The 15306-nt window shown below is 74.4% G+C and carries 15 protein-coding genes and 1 tRNA gene; 7 read left to right on the top strand and 9 right to left on the bottom strand.

Going from position 1 to position 15306, the window contains the following annotated elements:
• Positions 1-113: 113 nt before the first annotated feature.
• Entirely contained in the window at positions 114-1010 is an 897-nt protein-coding gene (locus tag ABZ452_RS02655) for a Gfo/Idh/MocA family oxidoreductase (protein WP_357938232.1), read from the top strand.
• A 367-nt stretch (positions 1011-1377) separates the two neighbouring features.
• Positions 1378-2196 (top strand): ErmE/ErmH/ErmO/ErmR family 23S rRNA (adenine(2058)-N(6))-methyltransferase, encoded by an 819-nt coding sequence (gene erm / locus ABZ452_RS02650; RefSeq protein ID WP_357938230.1) that lies wholly within the window; start codon positions 1378-1380, stop codon positions 2194-2196.
• 6 nt (positions 2197-2202) lie between these two features.
• Here the strand turns inward: erm and ABZ452_RS02645 are convergent, their stop codons facing one another.
• Positions 2203-2394, bottom strand: coding sequence for a DUF2795 domain-containing protein (locus tag ABZ452_RS02645; RefSeq protein ID WP_357938228.1), 192 nt, complete (start codon positions 2392-2394; stop codon positions 2203-2205).
• Positions 2395-2475: 81 nt separating this feature from the next.
• Between ABZ452_RS02645 and ABZ452_RS02640 the strand changes: the two genes are divergently transcribed.
• Positions 2476-3732 carry an erythromycin esterase family protein gene (locus tag ABZ452_RS02640; RefSeq protein ID WP_357938226.1) on the top strand — a complete coding sequence of 419 codons (1257 nt, stop codon included), beginning with the start codon at positions 2476-2478 and terminating at the stop codon, positions 3730-3732.
• Between the two features lie 19 nt (positions 3733-3751).
• Here ABZ452_RS02640 and ABZ452_RS02635 read toward each other — a convergent pair whose 3' ends face one another.
• From ABZ452_RS02635 to ABZ452_RS02625, 3 genes are all read right to left on the bottom strand, one after another.
• Positions 3752-5932, bottom strand: a complete 2181-nt coding sequence (locus ABZ452_RS02635; protein WP_357938224.1) for an MMPL family transporter — start codon at positions 5930-5932, stop codon at positions 3752-3754.
• A 35-nt stretch (positions 5933-5967) separates the two neighbouring features.
• The gene (locus tag ABZ452_RS02630) at positions 5968-6513 is read right to left on the bottom strand and encodes a helix-turn-helix domain-containing protein (protein WP_357938222.1); all 546 of its coding nucleotides are present in this window, start codon (positions 6511-6513) and stop codon (positions 5968-5970) included.
• Positions 6514-6592: 79 nt separating this feature from the next.
• Positions 6593-6988, bottom strand: a complete 396-nt coding sequence (locus ABZ452_RS02625) for a helix-turn-helix domain-containing protein (RefSeq protein ID WP_357938220.1) — start codon at positions 6986-6988, stop codon at positions 6593-6595.
• 80 nt (positions 6989-7068) lie between these two features.
• On the opposite strand from ABZ452_RS02625, the gene ABZ452_RS02620 reads away from it, so the two are divergent.
• The gene (locus ABZ452_RS02620) at positions 7069-8613 is read left to right on the top strand and encodes an MFS transporter (RefSeq protein WP_357938218.1); all 1545 of its coding nucleotides are present in this window, start codon (positions 7069-7071) and stop codon (positions 8611-8613) included.
• A 353-nt stretch (positions 8614-8966) separates the two neighbouring features.
• Here the strand turns inward: ABZ452_RS02620 and ABZ452_RS02615 are convergent, their stop codons facing one another.
• Positions 8967-10373 carry a PLP-dependent aminotransferase family protein gene (locus ABZ452_RS02615; RefSeq protein ID WP_357938216.1) on the bottom strand — a complete coding sequence of 469 codons (1407 nt, stop codon included), beginning with the start codon at positions 10371-10373 and terminating at the stop codon, positions 8967-8969.
• Positions 10374-10419: 46 nt separating this feature from the next.
• Here ABZ452_RS02615 and ABZ452_RS02610 point away from each other — a divergent pair, with 46 nt between their 5' ends.
• The 3 genes from ABZ452_RS02610 to ligD are packed head-to-tail and all read left to right on the top strand — an operon-like array spanning position 10420 to position 12692.
• A complete protein-coding gene (locus ABZ452_RS02610; RefSeq protein ID WP_357938214.1) occupies positions 10420-11208 on the top strand; it encodes an isocitrate lyase/phosphoenolpyruvate mutase family protein in 789 nt (262 codons plus the stop codon).
• Entirely contained in the window at positions 11205-11684 is a 480-nt protein-coding gene (locus ABZ452_RS02605; protein ID WP_357938212.1) for a cupin domain-containing protein, read from the top strand. Before ABZ452_RS02610 ends, ABZ452_RS02605 begins: the two co-directional genes overlap by 4 nt.
• Before the next feature lie 48 nt (positions 11685-11732).
• A complete protein-coding gene (gene ligD / locus ABZ452_RS02600; protein ID WP_357938210.1) occupies positions 11733-12692 on the top strand; it encodes a non-homologous end-joining DNA ligase in 960 nt (319 codons plus the stop codon).
• Between the two features lie 45 nt (positions 12693-12737).
• Here ligD and ABZ452_RS02595 read toward each other — a convergent pair.
• From ABZ452_RS02595 to ABZ452_RS02580, 4 genes are all read right to left on the bottom strand, one after another.
• Positions 12738-12809 (bottom strand) — tRNA-Arg (locus tag ABZ452_RS02595).
• Positions 12810-12869: 60 nt separating this feature from the next.
• A complete protein-coding gene (locus tag ABZ452_RS02590; RefSeq protein ID WP_357938208.1) occupies positions 12870-13565 on the bottom strand; it encodes a winged helix-turn-helix domain-containing protein in 696 nt (231 codons plus the stop codon).
• Between the two features lie 180 nt (positions 13566-13745).
• The gene (locus tag ABZ452_RS02585; protein WP_357938206.1) at positions 13746-14420 is read right to left on the bottom strand and encodes a DUF305 domain-containing protein; all 675 of its coding nucleotides are present in this window, start codon (positions 14418-14420) and stop codon (positions 13746-13748) included.
• A 10-nt stretch (positions 14421-14430) separates the two neighbouring features.
• Positions 14431-15252 carry a DUF3105 domain-containing protein gene (locus tag ABZ452_RS02580; RefSeq protein ID WP_357938204.1) on the bottom strand — a complete coding sequence of 274 codons (822 nt, stop codon included), beginning with the start codon at positions 15250-15252 and terminating at the stop codon, positions 14431-14433.
• Positions 15253-15306: the final 54 nt, after the last annotated feature.

Here is a 15306-nt window from a genome sequence, read left to right as displayed (position 1 = left end):
ACCGTCGACCGGCTCTCCGGCGGGGTCGCGGCGCGCCGGCCCGGCCGGGCGACTAGCGTGGATCACGGCCACCGGCGTACGCCGTGGCGGGGGACGACAGCAGGGGGTCCGGGGTGCGGTTCGGCTTGTTCGGCACGGGTCACTGGGCGGCGGAGACGCACGCCGCCGCCATCGACGCGCACCCGCGGGCCGAGCTGGCCGGGGTCTGGGGGCGTGACCCGGCGAAGGCCGCCACGCTGGCCACCCGGCACGGCGTACCGGTCTTCGAGGACGTGGACGCGCTGCTCGACGCCTGCGACGCGATCGCCGTGGCGCTGCCCCCGGACGTGCAGGCCGAGATCGCCGTCCGGGCCGCCAACGCCGGGCGGCACCTGCTGCTGGACAAGCCGCTGGCGCTGAGCCTCGCCGACGCCGACCGGGTGGTCGCCGCCGCGCAGGCGTCCGGCGTGGCCTCGGTGGTCTTCTTCACCCAGCGCTTCCACCCGAACGTCACGGGCTTCCTCGCCGCCACGTCGGCGGCCGGCGGCTGGCAGCACGCCCGGGCGACCATGTTCGCGTCGATCTACCAGCCGGGAAACCCGTACGGGGACTCGCAGTGGCGGCGCGACCGGGGCGCGCTCTGGGACATCGGCCCGCACGCGCTGTCGCTGATCCTGCCGGTGCTCGGCCGGGTCAACCGGGTCGCGGCCATGGACGGCCCGAGCGGCCTCGTGCACCTGCTGCTCACCCACGACGGCGGCGCCACCAGCACCCTCTCCCTCACCCTCGACGCGCCGGCCGAGGCGGTCACCCGGGACTTCGTCTTCTTCGGCGAGAACGGCACCGAGACCGTCCCGCCCGGCGACGGCAGCGTGCTCCAGGCGTTCGGCACGGCCATCGACCAGCTGCTGGAGGAGGTCGAGGCGGGCACCCGCGACCACCGCTGCGACGTCCGGTTCGGGCGTGAGGTCGTGGCGGTGCTGGACGCCGCCGAGACCGCCCGCAGCCAGCGGCGCACCGTCGACCTCTGAGGAAATCCGTCGCGGGCCGGCCGGGCCGCCGCTAGCCTGGCCGGCATGTTCACGCATGCCCTGATCGACGTGGCCGTCGCGCCGGCCGCGCGGGGGCTCCTCCTGGTCGCCCGCCCGCGGGTCCGGCGCCCGGCCCTGGCCGGCCGGGACGCCCACCGCGCCTGACCTGACCGTCCGCACCGCCGGCCCCTGAGCGGGCCGGCCGCCGCCGGCTGCCCGGTGCGCCGCCGCCTGCCCCGATCGGGGTGGCCGTCGCGTCCCCGCCGAACCTCCAGGGTCGTCCGAGTCCCGATCCGCTCGGACAGGCCCGCCTCCGCGCCGCCTGTCCGTTCCCGTCGCCCGTCCGGGCGACAGACAGGACGATCTTGTGGCGCCCCGCCGAACCCGTACCACCGCGCGCGACCGGTCCCGTCGCGTGCTGTCCCAGAACTTCCTCGCCGACCCGGCCGCCATCGCGCGGGTGCTCCGGGCGGCCCGCCCCGGCCCGGACGACCTGCTGCTGGAGGTGGGCGCCGGGCGCGGCCAGCTCACCCGGCCGCTCGCCGCGCGCTGCGGCCGGCTGGTCGCGTACGAGGTGGACCCGGCCGTGCTGCCGGAGCTGGCCGCCACCTGCGCGGACCTGCCGCACGTCGAGGTCCGGGCGGCCGACTTCCTGGCCGCCGCCCCGCCCGACCGGCCGTTCTCCGTCGTCGGCAACATCCCCTGGTCGCTGACCGCCGCCGTGGTCCGCTGGTGCCTCGCCGCGCCGGGCCTGCGGTCGGCCACCCTGCTCACCCAGCTCGACTACGCCCGCAAGCGCGCCGGCGACCACGGCCGGTGGAGCCGCCTCACCGTGCTCACCTGGCCCGAGCACCACTGGCGGCTGGCCGGCCGGGTGCCGCGGGGCGCGTTCCGGCCGGTACCCGGCGCCGACGGCGGGCTCCTGCGCCTGGACCGCCGCCCCGAGCCGCTGCTGCCCCGGGCGGTGCTGCCCGCGTACCGGCGGATGGTGGAGCTGGGCTTCGGCGGGGTCGGCGGCTCGCTGGCCGCCTCGCTGCGCACCGGCTACCCGCGCCGCCGGGTCGACGGCGCCCTGCGGGCCGCCCGGCTCGCGCCGGACACCCCGGTCGGGCTGGTCTGGCCCGAGCAGTGGCTGGTGCTGTTCCGGCTGCTGCACGCCGTGGACCCCGGAAGGGCCGGGTGGTGACCCAGCTCAGACCAGGGTGTTGAGCGCCTCGCCCAGCTCGGCGGGGGTGTCGAACTCCTCCATCGGCAACGCCCTGAGCATCTGCAACATCTCGGTGCTGGCGCCGTTCTCCTGGCCCCAGCGGACCAGGTCCGCGCGGGAGACCGGGTAGTCGAGCCCGGCCAGGAACTCCTGCAACTGCACCCCGGTGACGGTCATGCCGGCGGGCTACCCGCTGCGGCGGGCGCCATGCCCGCCGGCATGACCGTTTGTCCGGACGGGTCCCGGGTAGCCGCTGGCATGCTGGTACAGCGGCTCGGCGCGCCGAGCGACTTCGACCCGCTGCTGGAACGCGTCCGGGACGCGCGGATCGTCATGATCGGCGAGGCGACGCACGGCAGCTACGACTACTACCGGCTGCGCGAGCAACTGACCCGGCGGCTCATCGCCGAACAGGGCTTCGACTTCGTCGCGGTGGAGGGGGACTGGCCGGACTGCGACCGGGTGAACTGCTCGGTGGTGGGCGCACCGGGCGGGTCGGCCGATCCGCAGACCGCGCTGGAGGGTTTCGAGCGCTGGCCGACCTGGATGTGGGCCAACGCCGAGGTGGCGCGGTTCTGCCGCTGGCTGCGGGCGTGGAACCTGGAACGCCCCGAGGGGGAGCGGGCCGGCTTCCACGGGCTGGACGTCTACAGCCTCTGGGAGTCGATGCAGGCCATCTTCGACTACCTGGGCGAGGAGGAGCCCGCCTCGCTGGAGGCGGCGCAGGAGGCGTACCGGTGCTTCGAGCCGTACGGCAAGCGGATCGAGGACTACGGAACGGCCAGCCGGTTCGTCTCGGCCCGGTGCGAGGAGGAGGTGGTCCGGCTGCTGGCGCGTACCCGGGAACAGGCCGCCGCGGACGGCGCGGACCGCTTCGCGGCCTGGCAGAACGCGGAGGTGGTGGCCGGCGCGGAGCGCTACTACCGGGCCATGGTGGGCGGCGGCCCGGAGTCCTGGAACATCCGCGACATCCACATGGCCGACACGCTGGACCGGCTGCTCGACCGCTACGGCCCGCAGGCGCGCGGGATCGTCTGGGCCCACAACACGCACGTCGGCGACGCCCGCGCCACCGACATGGCGGCGGACGGGCTGGTGAACATCGGCCAGCTCGGCCGGGAACGGCACGGCCGGGACGCGGTGGTGCTGGTCGGCTTCGGCAGCCACCGGGGCACGGTGGTCGCCGCGCCGCGCTGGGGTTCGCCGGCCGAGGCCATGATCGTGCCGCCGGCCCGGGAGGGCTCGGTGGAACGGCGGCTGCACGAGCTGATGCCGGAGCGGGCGGTGCTGGTCTTCGGCGGCGAGGACCAGCCGGAGTGGGTCACCGCCGAAGCCGACCACCGGGCCATCGGGGTGGTGTACGACCCGAGCTTCGAGGCCTGGGGCAACTACGTGCCGACCCGGCTGGGCGAGCGCTACGACGCGTTCATCTGGTGCGACGAGGCGACCGCGCTGCACCCGCTGCCGGCGCTGGCCAGCCCGGGCGAGATGGAGACCTACCCGGCCGGCGTCTGACCGGCCGGGCAGGTCCTCGTCACACCTGCGCGGGCTCGCGCTCGGCGAGGTGGGCGCGCAGGCCCTCGCCCTCGACGTCCACGTTGGGCAGCACCTTGCCCAGCCAGCGCGGGAGCCACCAGGCGGCGTTGTCGAGCAGCGACATCACCGCCGGGACGATGGTCATCCGGACCACGAACGCGTCGATGGCGACACCGATCGCGAGCGCGAAGCCCATCGACTTGATGACCGGGTCGTCCAGGAAGACGAAGCCACCGAACACCGAGATCATGATCAGTGCGGCGGCGGTCACCACCCGGGCGCCGTGCCCCATGCCGTTGATGGTGGCCTGCCGTGCGGTGTCGCCGTGCACGAAGTCCTCGCGCATCCGGGAGACCAGAAAGACCTCGTAGTCCATGGCCAGGCCGAACAGGATGCCGATGAGCAGGATCGGCAGGAAGCTGACCAGCGGACCCGGGGTGTCCAGCCCGACCAGGTCGGCCAGGTGGCCCTGCTGGAAGACCGCGACCGTGATGCCGAAGGTGGCCGCCACGGTGAGCAGGAAGCCCAGCGCCGCCTTCACCGGCACCAGGATCGACCGGAACACCAGCATGAGCAGCAGCACCGACAGGCCCACCACCAGCAGCAGGTAGACCGGGAGCGCGTCGGAGAGCTTCTCCGACACGTCGATGCCGATCGCCGTGACGCCGGTGAGCAGCACGTCGGCGTTCTTGATGCCGCCGACCTGCGCGCGGATGTCGTGCACGAGCGTCTCGGTGGCCGCGTCGGTCGGGCCGGTCTTCGGGATCACCCCGAGCAGCGCCGTGCGGCCGGTCTGGTCGAGCTGCGGCGGGGCCACCGCCAGCACCCCGTCGGTCTTCTGGATCAGCGCGGTGACCTGCGGCAGGGCGGCCTGGGTGGCCTGCGGAGAGTCGGCGGTGACGACCACCGCGAGCCGGCCCGTGAAGCCGGGACCGAAGCCCTCCCGGATCAGGTCGTTGCTGACCCGGGCCGGGGTGCCCTCGGCCGCGGCGGCGGCGTCCGGCAGGGCCAACCGCATGTCCTGGGCCGGGATGGCGAGCAGGCCGAGGCCGAGCAGGCCCACCAGGATGACCGGGATGCGCAGCCGGGTCACCCAGTGCGCCCAGCGGAACCCGAAGCCCGAGCGGTCCTCGGAGCCGGTGGCCGGGGAGGCCACGGCGTCCCGCCCCCGCAGCTTGCGGGGGAGCACCTTGCGGCCGGCGAAGCCGAGCAGGGCCGGGGCCAGCGTGATGGCGACCAGCACGGCCACGGTGACGGTGCCGGCGGCGGCCAGGCCCATCACGGTGAGGAACGGGATGCCCACCACGGCCAGGCCGGCGAGCGCGACCACCACGGTGGCGCCGGCGAAGACCACGGCGGAGCCGGCCGTGCCGACCGCCCGGCCGACCGCCTCTTCGGGGGAGAGGCCGTCGAGCAGGTTCTGCCGGTGCCGGGAGGTGATGAAGAGCGAGTAGTCGATGCCGACCGCGAGGCCGAGCATCAGGGCCAGGATCGGCGCCGTGCTGGTCAGCTCGACCGCGCCGCTGAGCGCGTACAGGCCGGCCATGCCGACGCCGACGCCGATCAGCGCGTTCAGCATGGTCATCCCGGCCGCGACGAGCGAGCCGAAGGTGATGACCAGGACGATCGCCGCGACCAGCACGCCGAGCGCCTCGGTGGAGCCGACCTCCGGCTCGGCGTTCAGCACCTCGCCGCCGGGGGCGATCTGCCAGCCCTGCGCCTCGGCCTGCGCGCCGACCTTCTCGTACGCCTCGCGCTGGGCGTCGGTCACGTCGTCGGCCCGGCCCTGGAACTGCACCTGGATCAGCGCGAACCGGCCGTCCGGGGTGAGTGCCTGCGCCTGGTACGGGTCGACCGCGCCGATCACCCCGGGCAGCGTGGCCGCCTCCTGGGTGACCTGCTTGACGACCGCCTGGCCCTCGGGCGTGGTGAGCTGGCCGGCCTGGGGCGCCTTCACGGCGATGGTGCCGGTCGCGCCGCTGGCCGCCGGGAACCGGTCGGCGAGCAGGTCGATGGCCTTCTGCGACTCGGTGCCGGGCATCGTGAAGTTGCTCGCCGTCGGGCCCTTGAGCGTGGCCGCGGCGAGGCCGAGGCCGACGAGTACGACGAGCCACACGACGGCGACGAGTCGCCGTCGGCGCAACGATGCCCGGCCGAGCCGGTACAGGAGGGTCGCCATGGGGTTTCCTTGTCCTCGGGGTCGGAAAAGGGGGATCAGGTGACGGGTTCGAGGGCCCGCCGGACCACGGCCAGCAGGGCGGGCCGCAGTTCGTCGTCGGGGATGTCGATGAACTCGGCGCAGGTCTCGGCGATGCCGGCGAGCACCACGAGCGCGGCGATCCGTGCGGAGGGCCGGTCGGAGTTGCCGGCGAAGGCCGCGACGAGGCGTTCGGAGATCTGCTGGATGTGCGCGAACGCGGGCTGCTGGAGCAGGTCGGGGAACTCGCCGCGGAGCAGCGCGATCTGCCGCCGGAAGCGCACCGCCAGGTCGACGAAGCCCTCGGCGGCGATCTCCTGCGCCGCCGCGCCGGTGGTGCCGGCGAGGCGGGCGTCGAGCGCCTCCAGCACCGCGATGGCGGGTGCCATCAGCTCACTGAGCAGCGCTTCCTTGTTGGCGAAGTGGTAGAGCACCGTCGCCTTCGAGCAGCCCACGGCACGGGCGATGTCCTGGAGCGAGGTGCCCTTGTAGCCGGTGACGGCGAAGCGTCGCGCCGCCGCCGCGAGAATCTCGCCGTGGGTTTCCGGTACCGCTCGTGCCATGCCCTCCAGCATGCCTGACCGATCGGTCAGGACCTGACCGATCGGTCAGACGGATTGGGTGGCCTTCGCCACAGGGCGGTCAGCCGACCGGCGCCCCGTGCTCCCGGTCGTACGCCGCGCGCGCCGCGCTGATCCCCTCGCGGTGCCGTTCCGCCCAGCGGGTGAGCGCCACCAGCGACTCGTAGAGCTCCCGTGCCATCGGGGTGGCCATGTACTCGACCCGGGGCGGCACGGTGGGGTGGACCTGCCGGTGCAGCAGGCCGTCCCGCTCCAGGTTGCGCAGGGTCAGGGTGAGCATCCGGCGGCTGATCCCCTCCACCTGACGCTCCAGCTCGGTGAAGCGGATCGGGCCCTGGGAGGCGGCGATGAGGATGCCGATGCTCCACTTGCCGCCCACCCGGTCCAGCGCCTCCCGCACGGTGCAGGCCCGCGCCTGGTCGGCCTGGATGGACACACACCTGTTCCCCTGGGACATCAAAGTGCCTCCTTCCGCACGGCCTCATGGTCACAGACGATGGCCTCAGTAACAAACCGTGCACCAAGGAGGCGTTCCACATGACGGGGACCAACCGCTGGCCCGCGCTGCTCGTGCTCTGCGCCGGCAGCCTGATGATCATCCTGGACGGCAGCATCGTCGCCGTCGCGCTGCCGGCCGTCCAGGCCGACCTCGGCTTCCCGGCCGCCGGGCTGGCCTGGGTGGTGAACGCGTACCTGGTCGCGTTCGGCGGGCTGCTGCTCCTGGCCGGGCGGCTCGGCGACCTGCTCGGCCGGCGGCAGGTCTTCCTGGCCGGGGTGGCCCTGTTCACCCTCGCCTCGCTGCTCTGCGCGGTCGCCGCCGGGCCGGGCACCCTGGTCGCCGCCCGGTTCGCGCAGGGCGTCGGCGGCGCGCTCACCACCGCCGTGAGCCTCGGCATGATCGTCCGGATCTTCCCCGAGCCGGCCGAGCGGGCCCGCGCCATCGCCGTGTTCAGCTTCACCGGCGCGGCCGGCGCCTCGCTCGGGCTGCTGGTCGGCGGCGTCCTCACCGACCTGGCCGGCTGGCGGTCGATCTTCCTGATCAACCTGCCGATCGGAGTGGCGATCGTGGCCGGCGCCGTACGCCTGGTCGCGCCGGACCGCGGCGCCGGGCTGCGGGCCGGGCTGGACCTGCTCGGCGCGGTGCTGGCCACGGCCGGGCTGATGGCCGCGGTGCTGGCCATCGTGGGCGCCGGCGAGCACGGCTGGGCCTCGCCGCGCACCCTCGGCGCGGGCGCGCTCGCCGCGGCGCTGCTCGCCGGCTTCGCCGCCCGGCAGCGGCGTGCCGCCACCCCGCTGCTGCCACCCCGGGTGCTGCGCGCGCCCGGCCTGGTCGCCGCCAACGCCACCCAGTTCCTCATGGTGGCCGCCTACTTCGGCTTCCAGTTCCTGCTCGCCCTGCACCTGCAACTCGTCCTCGGGCTGGACCCGGCCGCTACCGGCTTCGCCTTCCTGCCCACCCCGCTGGCGATCGCGGCCGTCTCGCTGGGGCTGGCCGGGCGGCTGATGGCCCGGTTCGGCGCCCGGACCGTGCTGGTCGGCGGGCTGGCGCTCGCCGTGGCCGGGTTCCTGCTGCTGGCCCGCCTCCCGCTGGACGCCCACTACGCGGCCGACGTGCTGCCCGCGCTGCTGGTCTTCGGCGTCGCGGGCGGGCTCACCCTGCCGGCGGTCACCACCCTGGCCATGGCCGGGGCGGAGCCCGCCGACGCCGGGCTCGCCTCCGGGCTGGCCAACACCACCCAGCAGGTCGGCGGGGCGCTCGGGCTGGCCGTGCTGGCCACCCTGGCGGCGAGTCGCACCGACGCGCTGCGCGCCGCCGGCACCGACCAGGTCGCCGCCCTCGCCCTCGGCTACCGGTCCGCCTTCGCGGTCGCCGCCGCCCTGGTGACCGCCGCCCTGCTGGTCGCCCTCCTCACGGGCCGCTCCCCCCGCCGTCCCGCCTCGAGTTCCGTTCCTGCTCCCGCGGCGCGGCCCGCTCCCGTCTCGCTTCCTGCTCCCGCGGCGGCCCGCTCCCGCCTCGCTTCCCACTCCCGCGGCGCCGGACACGTGCCCCGCCCGCTGACCCGCCCCGACGCCGTCAACTGATGCGATCTTGGCGAGTTTCCGTTCGCTGCCAACGGAAACTCGCCAAGATCTGTGCAGACGCCGAGCCGGCCCCGCGTCATCGGCGCGGTGGGCATGTCGCCTTCAGCCGCTAGGAACTTGATGTCGTGAATGAATCGGTCGGGCCCGCCGGTGAGTCGCCCGCGTCATCAGGTTTGTAGCGGGCGAGGAGTCATCCCCGGGCCCACAGCGAAGGCCGTCCCGCCGCGTCCGCTCAGGCGTTATGTCGTGATGAGTCGGTCGAGGCCGCCGGTGAGTCGCGCACGTCATCAAGTTTGTAGTCGGCGAGGGGTCATCCCGGGCCCACAGCGAAGGCCGCGTCCTGCCGCGTCCGGTCAGGCGTTCAGGTCGTGCAGCACCCCGGCCAGCAGGTCCACGGCGGCGGGGTAGGCGTGCGCGGGCGGGTGGGCGTACCCGACCACCAGGCCGGGCGGACCGCTCTCCGGGTCGTGCCGGTGCGGTGCCAGCCCGCTGACGGCGAGCCCGCGCGCGGCGGCCGCCGCCAGCACCGCTGCCTCGCCCGGGCCGTCCGGTCGCAGGTGGATGGTGGCGTGTAGGCCGGCCGCCACCCCGTCGAGGGCCGACCGGGGGCCCAGCCGCTCCAGCAGCAGGTCCCGCCGCTGCCGGTAGCGGCGCCGGACGGTGCGGATCTGCCGGTCGTAGCCGTGGCCGTCGATCAGCTCGGCGAGGGCGAGCTGGCCGATCGTCTCGCTGTGCAGGTCCAGGTGGCGTTTGGCCTCCACCACCGGCTCCACGAGCCGGGCCGGCAGCACCAGCCAGGCCAGGCGCAGCGCCGGCCCGAGCGTCTTCGCCGCCGTGCCCACGTACGCGACCTGCTCCGGGGCGGTGCCCTGGACGGCGCCGACGGGTTGCCGGTCGTAGCGGAACTCGCCGTCGTAGTCGTCCTCGATCACCAGGCCGCCGCCGGCCCGGGCCCATTCCGCGAGCGCGTGCCGGCGCGCCGGGTGCAGGGTCACCCCGGTGGGGAACTGGTGTGCCGGGGTCACCACGGCGGCGCCCACCCGGGCCAGCGGCCCGGCGCCGAGCAGGTCGGTACGCGCGCCCAGCCCGTCCACCGGCAGCGGCAGTACGGTGCCACCGTGCCGGCGGACCACCTCCCGGTGGAAGGCCAGCCCGGGGTCCTCCATGGCCAGCGCCGGCGTGCCCGCGTCCCGGAGCACGCCGGTGAGCAGCACCAGGGCCTGGACGTAGCCGGTGGTGACCACGATCCGCTCGGGGTCGGCCAGCACGCCCCGGGCCCGCCCGAGGTAGCCGGCGAGCGCCCGGCGCAGCTCCGGGCGGCCGCGCGGGTCGCCGTACCCGTACGCCTCGGCGGGGGCGACGGCCAGCGCCCGCCGGGTGGCGCGGAGCCAGGCGGTGACCGGGAAGAGCCCGACGTCGGGGCTGCCGGGGCGCAGGTCGTACCGGAAGCCCGGCGGCCCGGGCGGCGGCGCGGCCGGCGGCGGCACGGCCCCGGGCAGCGTGCTCACCTGGGTGCCCGCGCCGATCCGGGCGACCAGCCAGCCCTCGGCGACCAGCTGGTCGTAGGCGGCGCTCACGGTGCCCCGGGACAGGCCCAGCTCGGTGGCGAGGGTGCGGGTGGCCGGCAGCCGGGTGGCCGGGGGGAGCCGGCCGTCACGGATGGCGTCCCGCAGCGCCCGTTCCAGCCCGGCTCGCCGGCCACCGGTGGTGTCCAGCTCCAGGTGCAGGTCGACGCCGAGATCGGCCCAGTCCATCGGCATGGGATTGGAGCTTACGGGTGGGCCGCCGGCCGACGAGACTCACCGCATGACCGAGCCGAGCCGACAGGCCGCCGCGCTGCGCGCGTTGCACCGCCCCGGGGATCCGCTGATCCTGCCGAACGCCTGGGACCCGGCGTCCGCCCGGGCCGTGGTCGCGGCGGGCTTCCCGGCCGTCGCCACCAGCAGCGCCGCGGTCGCCGAGGTACTCGGCCACGCCGACGGGGAGGCGACACCGGTGGCCGAGATGTTCGCGGCCGTCGCCCGGATCGCCGCCGCGGTGCCGGTCCCGGTCACCGCCGACCTGGAGCGGGGGTACGGGCTGCGCCCGGCCGAGCTGGTCGACCGCCTGCTGGCGGCCGGCGCGGTGGGCTGCAACATCGAGGACTCCGACCCGCGTACGGGGGAGCTGTACGCCGTCGAGGAGCAGGCCGACCTGCTGGCCGGGATCCGGGCGGCCTCCCGCGCAGCCGGCGTGGATCTGGTGCTCAACGCCCGGGTCGACGTGCACCTGCGGGCGTACGGCCCGGCCGAGGGGCGGCTCGCCGAGGCGGTCCGCCGGGGACGCCGCTACCTGGCCGCCGGAGCGGACAGCGTCTACCCGATCCTGCTGGCCGACCCGGCGCAGATCCGCGACCTCGTCGCCGAGGTGGACGCCCCGGTCAACATCCTGGCCCGGCCCGGCATCCCCGATCCGGGCGAGCTGGCCGCCCTCGGCGTGGCCCGGATCAGCTACGGCTCCGGCCTGTACGCGGCGGCCCGCGCCCGTATGGTCGGGATGCTCGCCAGGATCCGGGCGGGCGACGAGGTGTTTCCCAGCGGAGAGGACCCCCCGTGACCTACCCACCGCCGCGCTACTTGGGGGACAAGGGCGAGCAGTCGGCCACCTACCGCCCGGCGGACCACGCGCCGGAGCTGGTCTACCCCTCCGGCGGTACGGCGCACTACCTGGCCACCGGCGCTTCGACCAACGGCCAGTTCGGCCTCTACCGCTGGGAGATGGGGCCGCAGCCGAGTGGGCCGGCGCCGCACTTCCATCGGTCCATCTCGGAGTCCTTCTTCGTCCTGTCCGGGTCGGTACGCATCTACGACGGCCGGCGCTGGATCGACACCGCGCCCGGCGACTTCGTGCACGTCCCGGAGGGTGGTGTCCACGCGTTCCGCAACGAGTCCGGCGAGCCGGCCTCGATGTTGCTGCACTTCGCCCCGGGCGCCCCGCGGGAGGGCTACTTCGAGGGTCTGCTGGACCTGGCCGATCGGAGCGAGGAGGAGCGGGCGGAGTTCTTCCTGCGACACGACACGTTCTGGGTCTGATTCCGCGCCGGGGTTGCCGACCGGAGCCCGGCCCGGGAAGGTGGGCGGATGGGCGCCGCTGACGAGACCCGGGCCGGAGTGTCGCTGACCAACCTGGACCAGCCGCTGTTCGACGGGGCCGGGGCCACCAAGCGCGACCTGGTCGACTACCTGGACGCCGTCCACGAGCGGATCCTCCCCGGGCTGCGGGACCGGCCGCTCTCGGTGGTCCGGGTGCGACCCGGTCAGGACCCGTTCATGCAGAAGAACCTGCCGAAGTACACACCGGACTGGGTACGCCGCACCACGGTCTGGGCGGAGGCCTCGCACCGCGACATCTCCTACGCCCTCTGCGACGACCGGCGGACGCTGCTCTGGTTCGCCAACCAGCGGGCGGTGGAATACCACCCGACGCTGGGCCACGCCGGCCACCCCGAGCATCCCACCCACCTGGTGCTCGACCTGGATCCGCCGCCGGGCGACTCGTTCGGCGTGGCGGTCCGCACCGCGCTGCTGGTCCGGCAGGCGCTCACCGAGGCGGGGCTGGCCGGCGCGGTGAAGACCAGCGGGGCGAAGGGCCTGCACGTGATCGTGCCGGTGGATCCGGCGACGACGGCCGAGGAGGCCGCCGCGGCGACCCGGGCGCTCGCGGCCCGCGCCGAACGGCTCGACCCGGCGCTGGCCACCACGGCCTTCATCGTCGAGGACCGGGGCGGGCGGGTCTTCGTCGACTCCACCCGCTCCTACGGGGCGACCGTCGTGGCCGCGTACAGCCCGCGCATCCGGCCCGGCACGCCGGTGTCGTACCCGGTCGGCTGGGCCGACGTCGAGGCGGCCACCCCGGCCGACTTCACGGTGAAGACCGTGCCGGGGCTGCTCGGCGACCGGGATCCGTGGGCCGAGGCGCTGCCCGCGCCGCAGCGGCTGCCGGAGGACCTGGTCGCCGAGGGGCGGACCATTCCGGTGGCCCGGGTGCAGGCCATGCACGAGGGCAAGCGCCGCGCGAAGGCCCGCCGCGAGTCCGGCTGACATAGCGAAAAGCCCGGGCCAGTGGCCCGGGCTTTTTCGTGTCTGTGCCCCCGGCAGGATTCGAACCTGCGCCCCCGCCTCCGGAGGGCGGTGCTCTATCCCCTGAGCTACGGGGGCTCAGCGACCCGAGAAGAGTAGCAAACCCCTTCCCGGATCACCGAATCGGCACCCGGCGGGTCAGGCGGCGGCGACGGGGCGTCCGCAGCTCGGCAGCGGGTGCAGGACGATGCGGCGCGGCAGGCGGCGGGGCCACTCGTTGCGGGGCCAGGAGCCGTCGACGATGAGGTGCACGGTGCGCTCCTCGGCGCCGCTGAGCCGCAGCACGAAGTCGCGGGGGAGCGGCGGATCCACCGAGGGTGTCGTGATCATGAAGCGCACCCGGCCGCGGGACGAGACCGCGGAGATCACGTCGGCCGCCGGCATGGTGCCGCGCAGACGTACGCGGCCGATCCAGTAGACCTCCGCGGCGTGCTCCTGGGCGGCCCGCGTGATCGACGGGTACTCGCTGCGTACCCAGCGCTCGACCGCGCCGACGCAGAGCCCGCAGGCCCGCTCCCGGGGCTCCCGCGGACCCAACCCCCAGGCCCGCAGGTACGCCCCGACCGTGCCGGCGTCCATGGTCAGCTCGAACTGGCGCTCGATGAGGGTGGTGAGGCTCTGTCGCGTCCAGAGCTCCTCGTCCAGGCCGAACTCGTCGGGGTGGACGCCCCGGAGCGCGTCGATCAGTTCGAGTTCCTGTTCGCGGCTGAGCGTTCCCGGCTCGCCCTGCCGCAGTCCGCGACGGACGGCTGCCACCGCCCCGTCACCGCCGATGGTGTGGCGTCGGCACCAACTGGTCACCGACCGCCCTGCGTCTCTGAGTGCAACCCCCACGTCCTGCGCAACGAGCCCGAATCGCAACTGGTCACGATATGTGTGGAGAAAAGTCTCCAAGCAGCGGAATGGGTTGTACTTCCCAAACCGTTATAAAGCGGCATAACGGGCAGGACCGGTCCGGGGTACGCGAAGGGCCCGCGTCGCACACGACGCGGGCCCTTCGGGACGAGCTGGCGACTACAGGGTGCCGCCCAGGCGCTTGAGCGCCGCCGAGAGGTTGGTGAGGTCGTTCTGCTGGGTGTTCTTCATGACCTGGGCGACCTGAAGCACGTCGTCGTCGTGCCCCTGGTCGAGGATCCCGTCGATCATGTGCACCCCGCCGACGTGGTGGCGGATCATCATCTGCAGGAAGAGCACGTCGAACTCACGCCCGGTGGAGCCCCGCAGCTTCGCCATCTCCTCGGGCGTGGCCATGCCCGGCATCAGACCGTTCTTCACCAGCCCGGGGCCGTCCGACATCCACGCCATCGGCGGCTGGTCACCGGTCGGGTCGAGCTGCCAGGAGCGCAGCCAGGTCTGCATGGTGCCGATCTCGCCCTGCTGCCCGGTGGCGATGTCGCCGCCGATCTGGCGTACCTCCGGGTCCTCGCCCTGCCGGAACGCCAGCAGCCCCATCGCCACCGCCTGCGCGTGGTGGGCCGTCATGTCCCGGGCGAAGCCGGCCTCCGCCGAGCTGTCGCCGGGACGGGTGAGCGTCGGGGTGAGCAGCCCGCCCGCGTACCCGAGGAGGAGACCGACCACGACGGCGGCGGCCAGGGCCAGGACGCCGAAGCGCCGCGCGGCCCCCCGGTCACCGGTGTCGGTGACCGCGGCCTCGTCGAGGTCGGTGTCCGTGATCGCGGCAGCGCTCATCGCGGCGTCCTCACTGGGTCGGCTGCTCGGGCATGTTGTTGCCCAGGTTGTCGCGCGGGGTGGTGCCGGTGGCGGTGACGCCCTGGTCGCAGAGCGCCGTCGGGCCCTCCACGGAGGCGTTCACGCGCAGCGTCTTGATGAACTCGTCGATCCGGCCGTCGTCGGCGTTGTCCACCTTGAGCTGGAAGCCCCAGGCCTGGAGCGAGATCGGCTTGTCCAGCCCCTCGAACGGGCTGAGCATCAGCTTCTCCTTGCCCTGCACCTTCTCCTTGAGCTTCGCCACCTGGTCGGCGGGCAGGTCGGGACGGTAGGTGATCCAGACCGTGCCGTGCTCCAGGCTGTGCACCGCGTGCTCGTTGGCGATCGGAGCGTCGTAGACGTCGCCCATGCAGTTCTGCCAGGCCTGGTTGTGCGGGCCGCCGACCGGCGGGAGCACGTCGTACTTGATCGAGCCCGGCTGGTGCTGGCCGCCCTTGACCAGGTCCTTGTCCTTCTTGCGGAAGTCGACGATGCCGTTGATCGCGTCGGCCCGCTTCTGCCAGGGCTGGGCGCCCTGGTAGACCGCCCACGCGCCGACGCCGATGATGCCGACGGCCAGCACGCCGACCGCGACGAAGAGGGCGATCGGACCCCACGCGCGACCCTGGCTCACCTTCACCGGGGTGACCGGCTTGCGGCCCTTGCCGCCGGTCCGCGGCGGGGTGCCCTTGCCGGCACCGGCCTTGCCGCCGGCGGGCTTGTCGGCAGCCGCGGGCCGGCCAGCCGCCGGCTTCTTGCCGGTGCTGACCACGGTCGGGCGGCGTTCCGGGCCGCCCGGGGTGCTGATGCTCATCGTGCCTCGTCAGGTCGGTCGGTCAGGGGAGCCGCGGGGCCGGTTCACATGCTG

Origin of the sequence: Micromonospora sp. NPDC005707 (genome assembly GCF_040631005.1) — a bacterium.
In the GTDB taxonomy this organism is placed as follows: domain Bacteria; phylum Actinomycetota; class Actinomycetes; order Mycobacteriales; family Micromonosporaceae; genus Micromonospora.
Note: the sequence above shows the minus strand (reverse complement) of the source record. Positions and strands in the feature narration are given on the sequence as shown.

Coding starts and splice junctions, on each gene's coding strand:
- ABZ452_RS02625 (WP_357938220.1), bottom strand. CDS start 6,988: ATGTCCCAGGGGAACAGGTGTGTGTCCATCCAGGCCGACCAGGCGCGG.
- ABZ452_RS02640 (WP_357938226.1), top strand. CDS start 2,476: ATGCTGGTACAGCGGCTCGGCGCGCCGAGCGACTTCGACCCGCTGCTG.
- ABZ452_RS02615 (WP_357938216.1), bottom strand. CDS start 10,373: ATGCCGATGGACTGGGCCGATCTCGGCGTCGACCTGCACCTGGAGCTG.
- ABZ452_RS02630 (WP_357938222.1), bottom strand. CDS start 6,513: ATGGCACGAGCGGTACCGGAAACCCACGGCGAGATTCTCGCGGCGGCG.
- ABZ452_RS02635 (WP_357938224.1), bottom strand. CDS start 5,932: ATGGCGACCCTCCTGTACCGGCTCGGCCGGGCATCGTTGCGCCGACGG.
- ABZ452_RS02610 (WP_357938214.1), top strand. CDS start 10,420: ATGACCGAGCCGAGCCGACAGGCCGCCGCGCTGCGCGCGTTGCACCGC.
- ABZ452_RS02645 (WP_357938228.1), bottom strand. CDS start 2,394: ATGACCGTCACCGGGGTGCAGTTGCAGGAGTTCCTGGCCGGGCTCGAC.
- ligD (WP_357938210.1), top strand. CDS start 11,733: ATGGGCGCCGCTGACGAGACCCGGGCCGGAGTGTCGCTGACCAACCTG.
- ABZ452_RS02580 (WP_357938204.1), bottom strand. CDS start 15,252: ATGAGCATCAGCACCCCGGGCGGCCCGGAACGCCGCCCGACCGTGGTC.
- ABZ452_RS02585 (WP_357938206.1), bottom strand. CDS start 14,420: ATGAGCGCTGCCGCGATCACGGACACCGACCTCGACGAGGCCGCGGTC.
- ABZ452_RS02620 (WP_357938218.1), top strand. CDS start 7,069: ATGACGGGGACCAACCGCTGGCCCGCGCTGCTCGTGCTCTGCGCCGGC.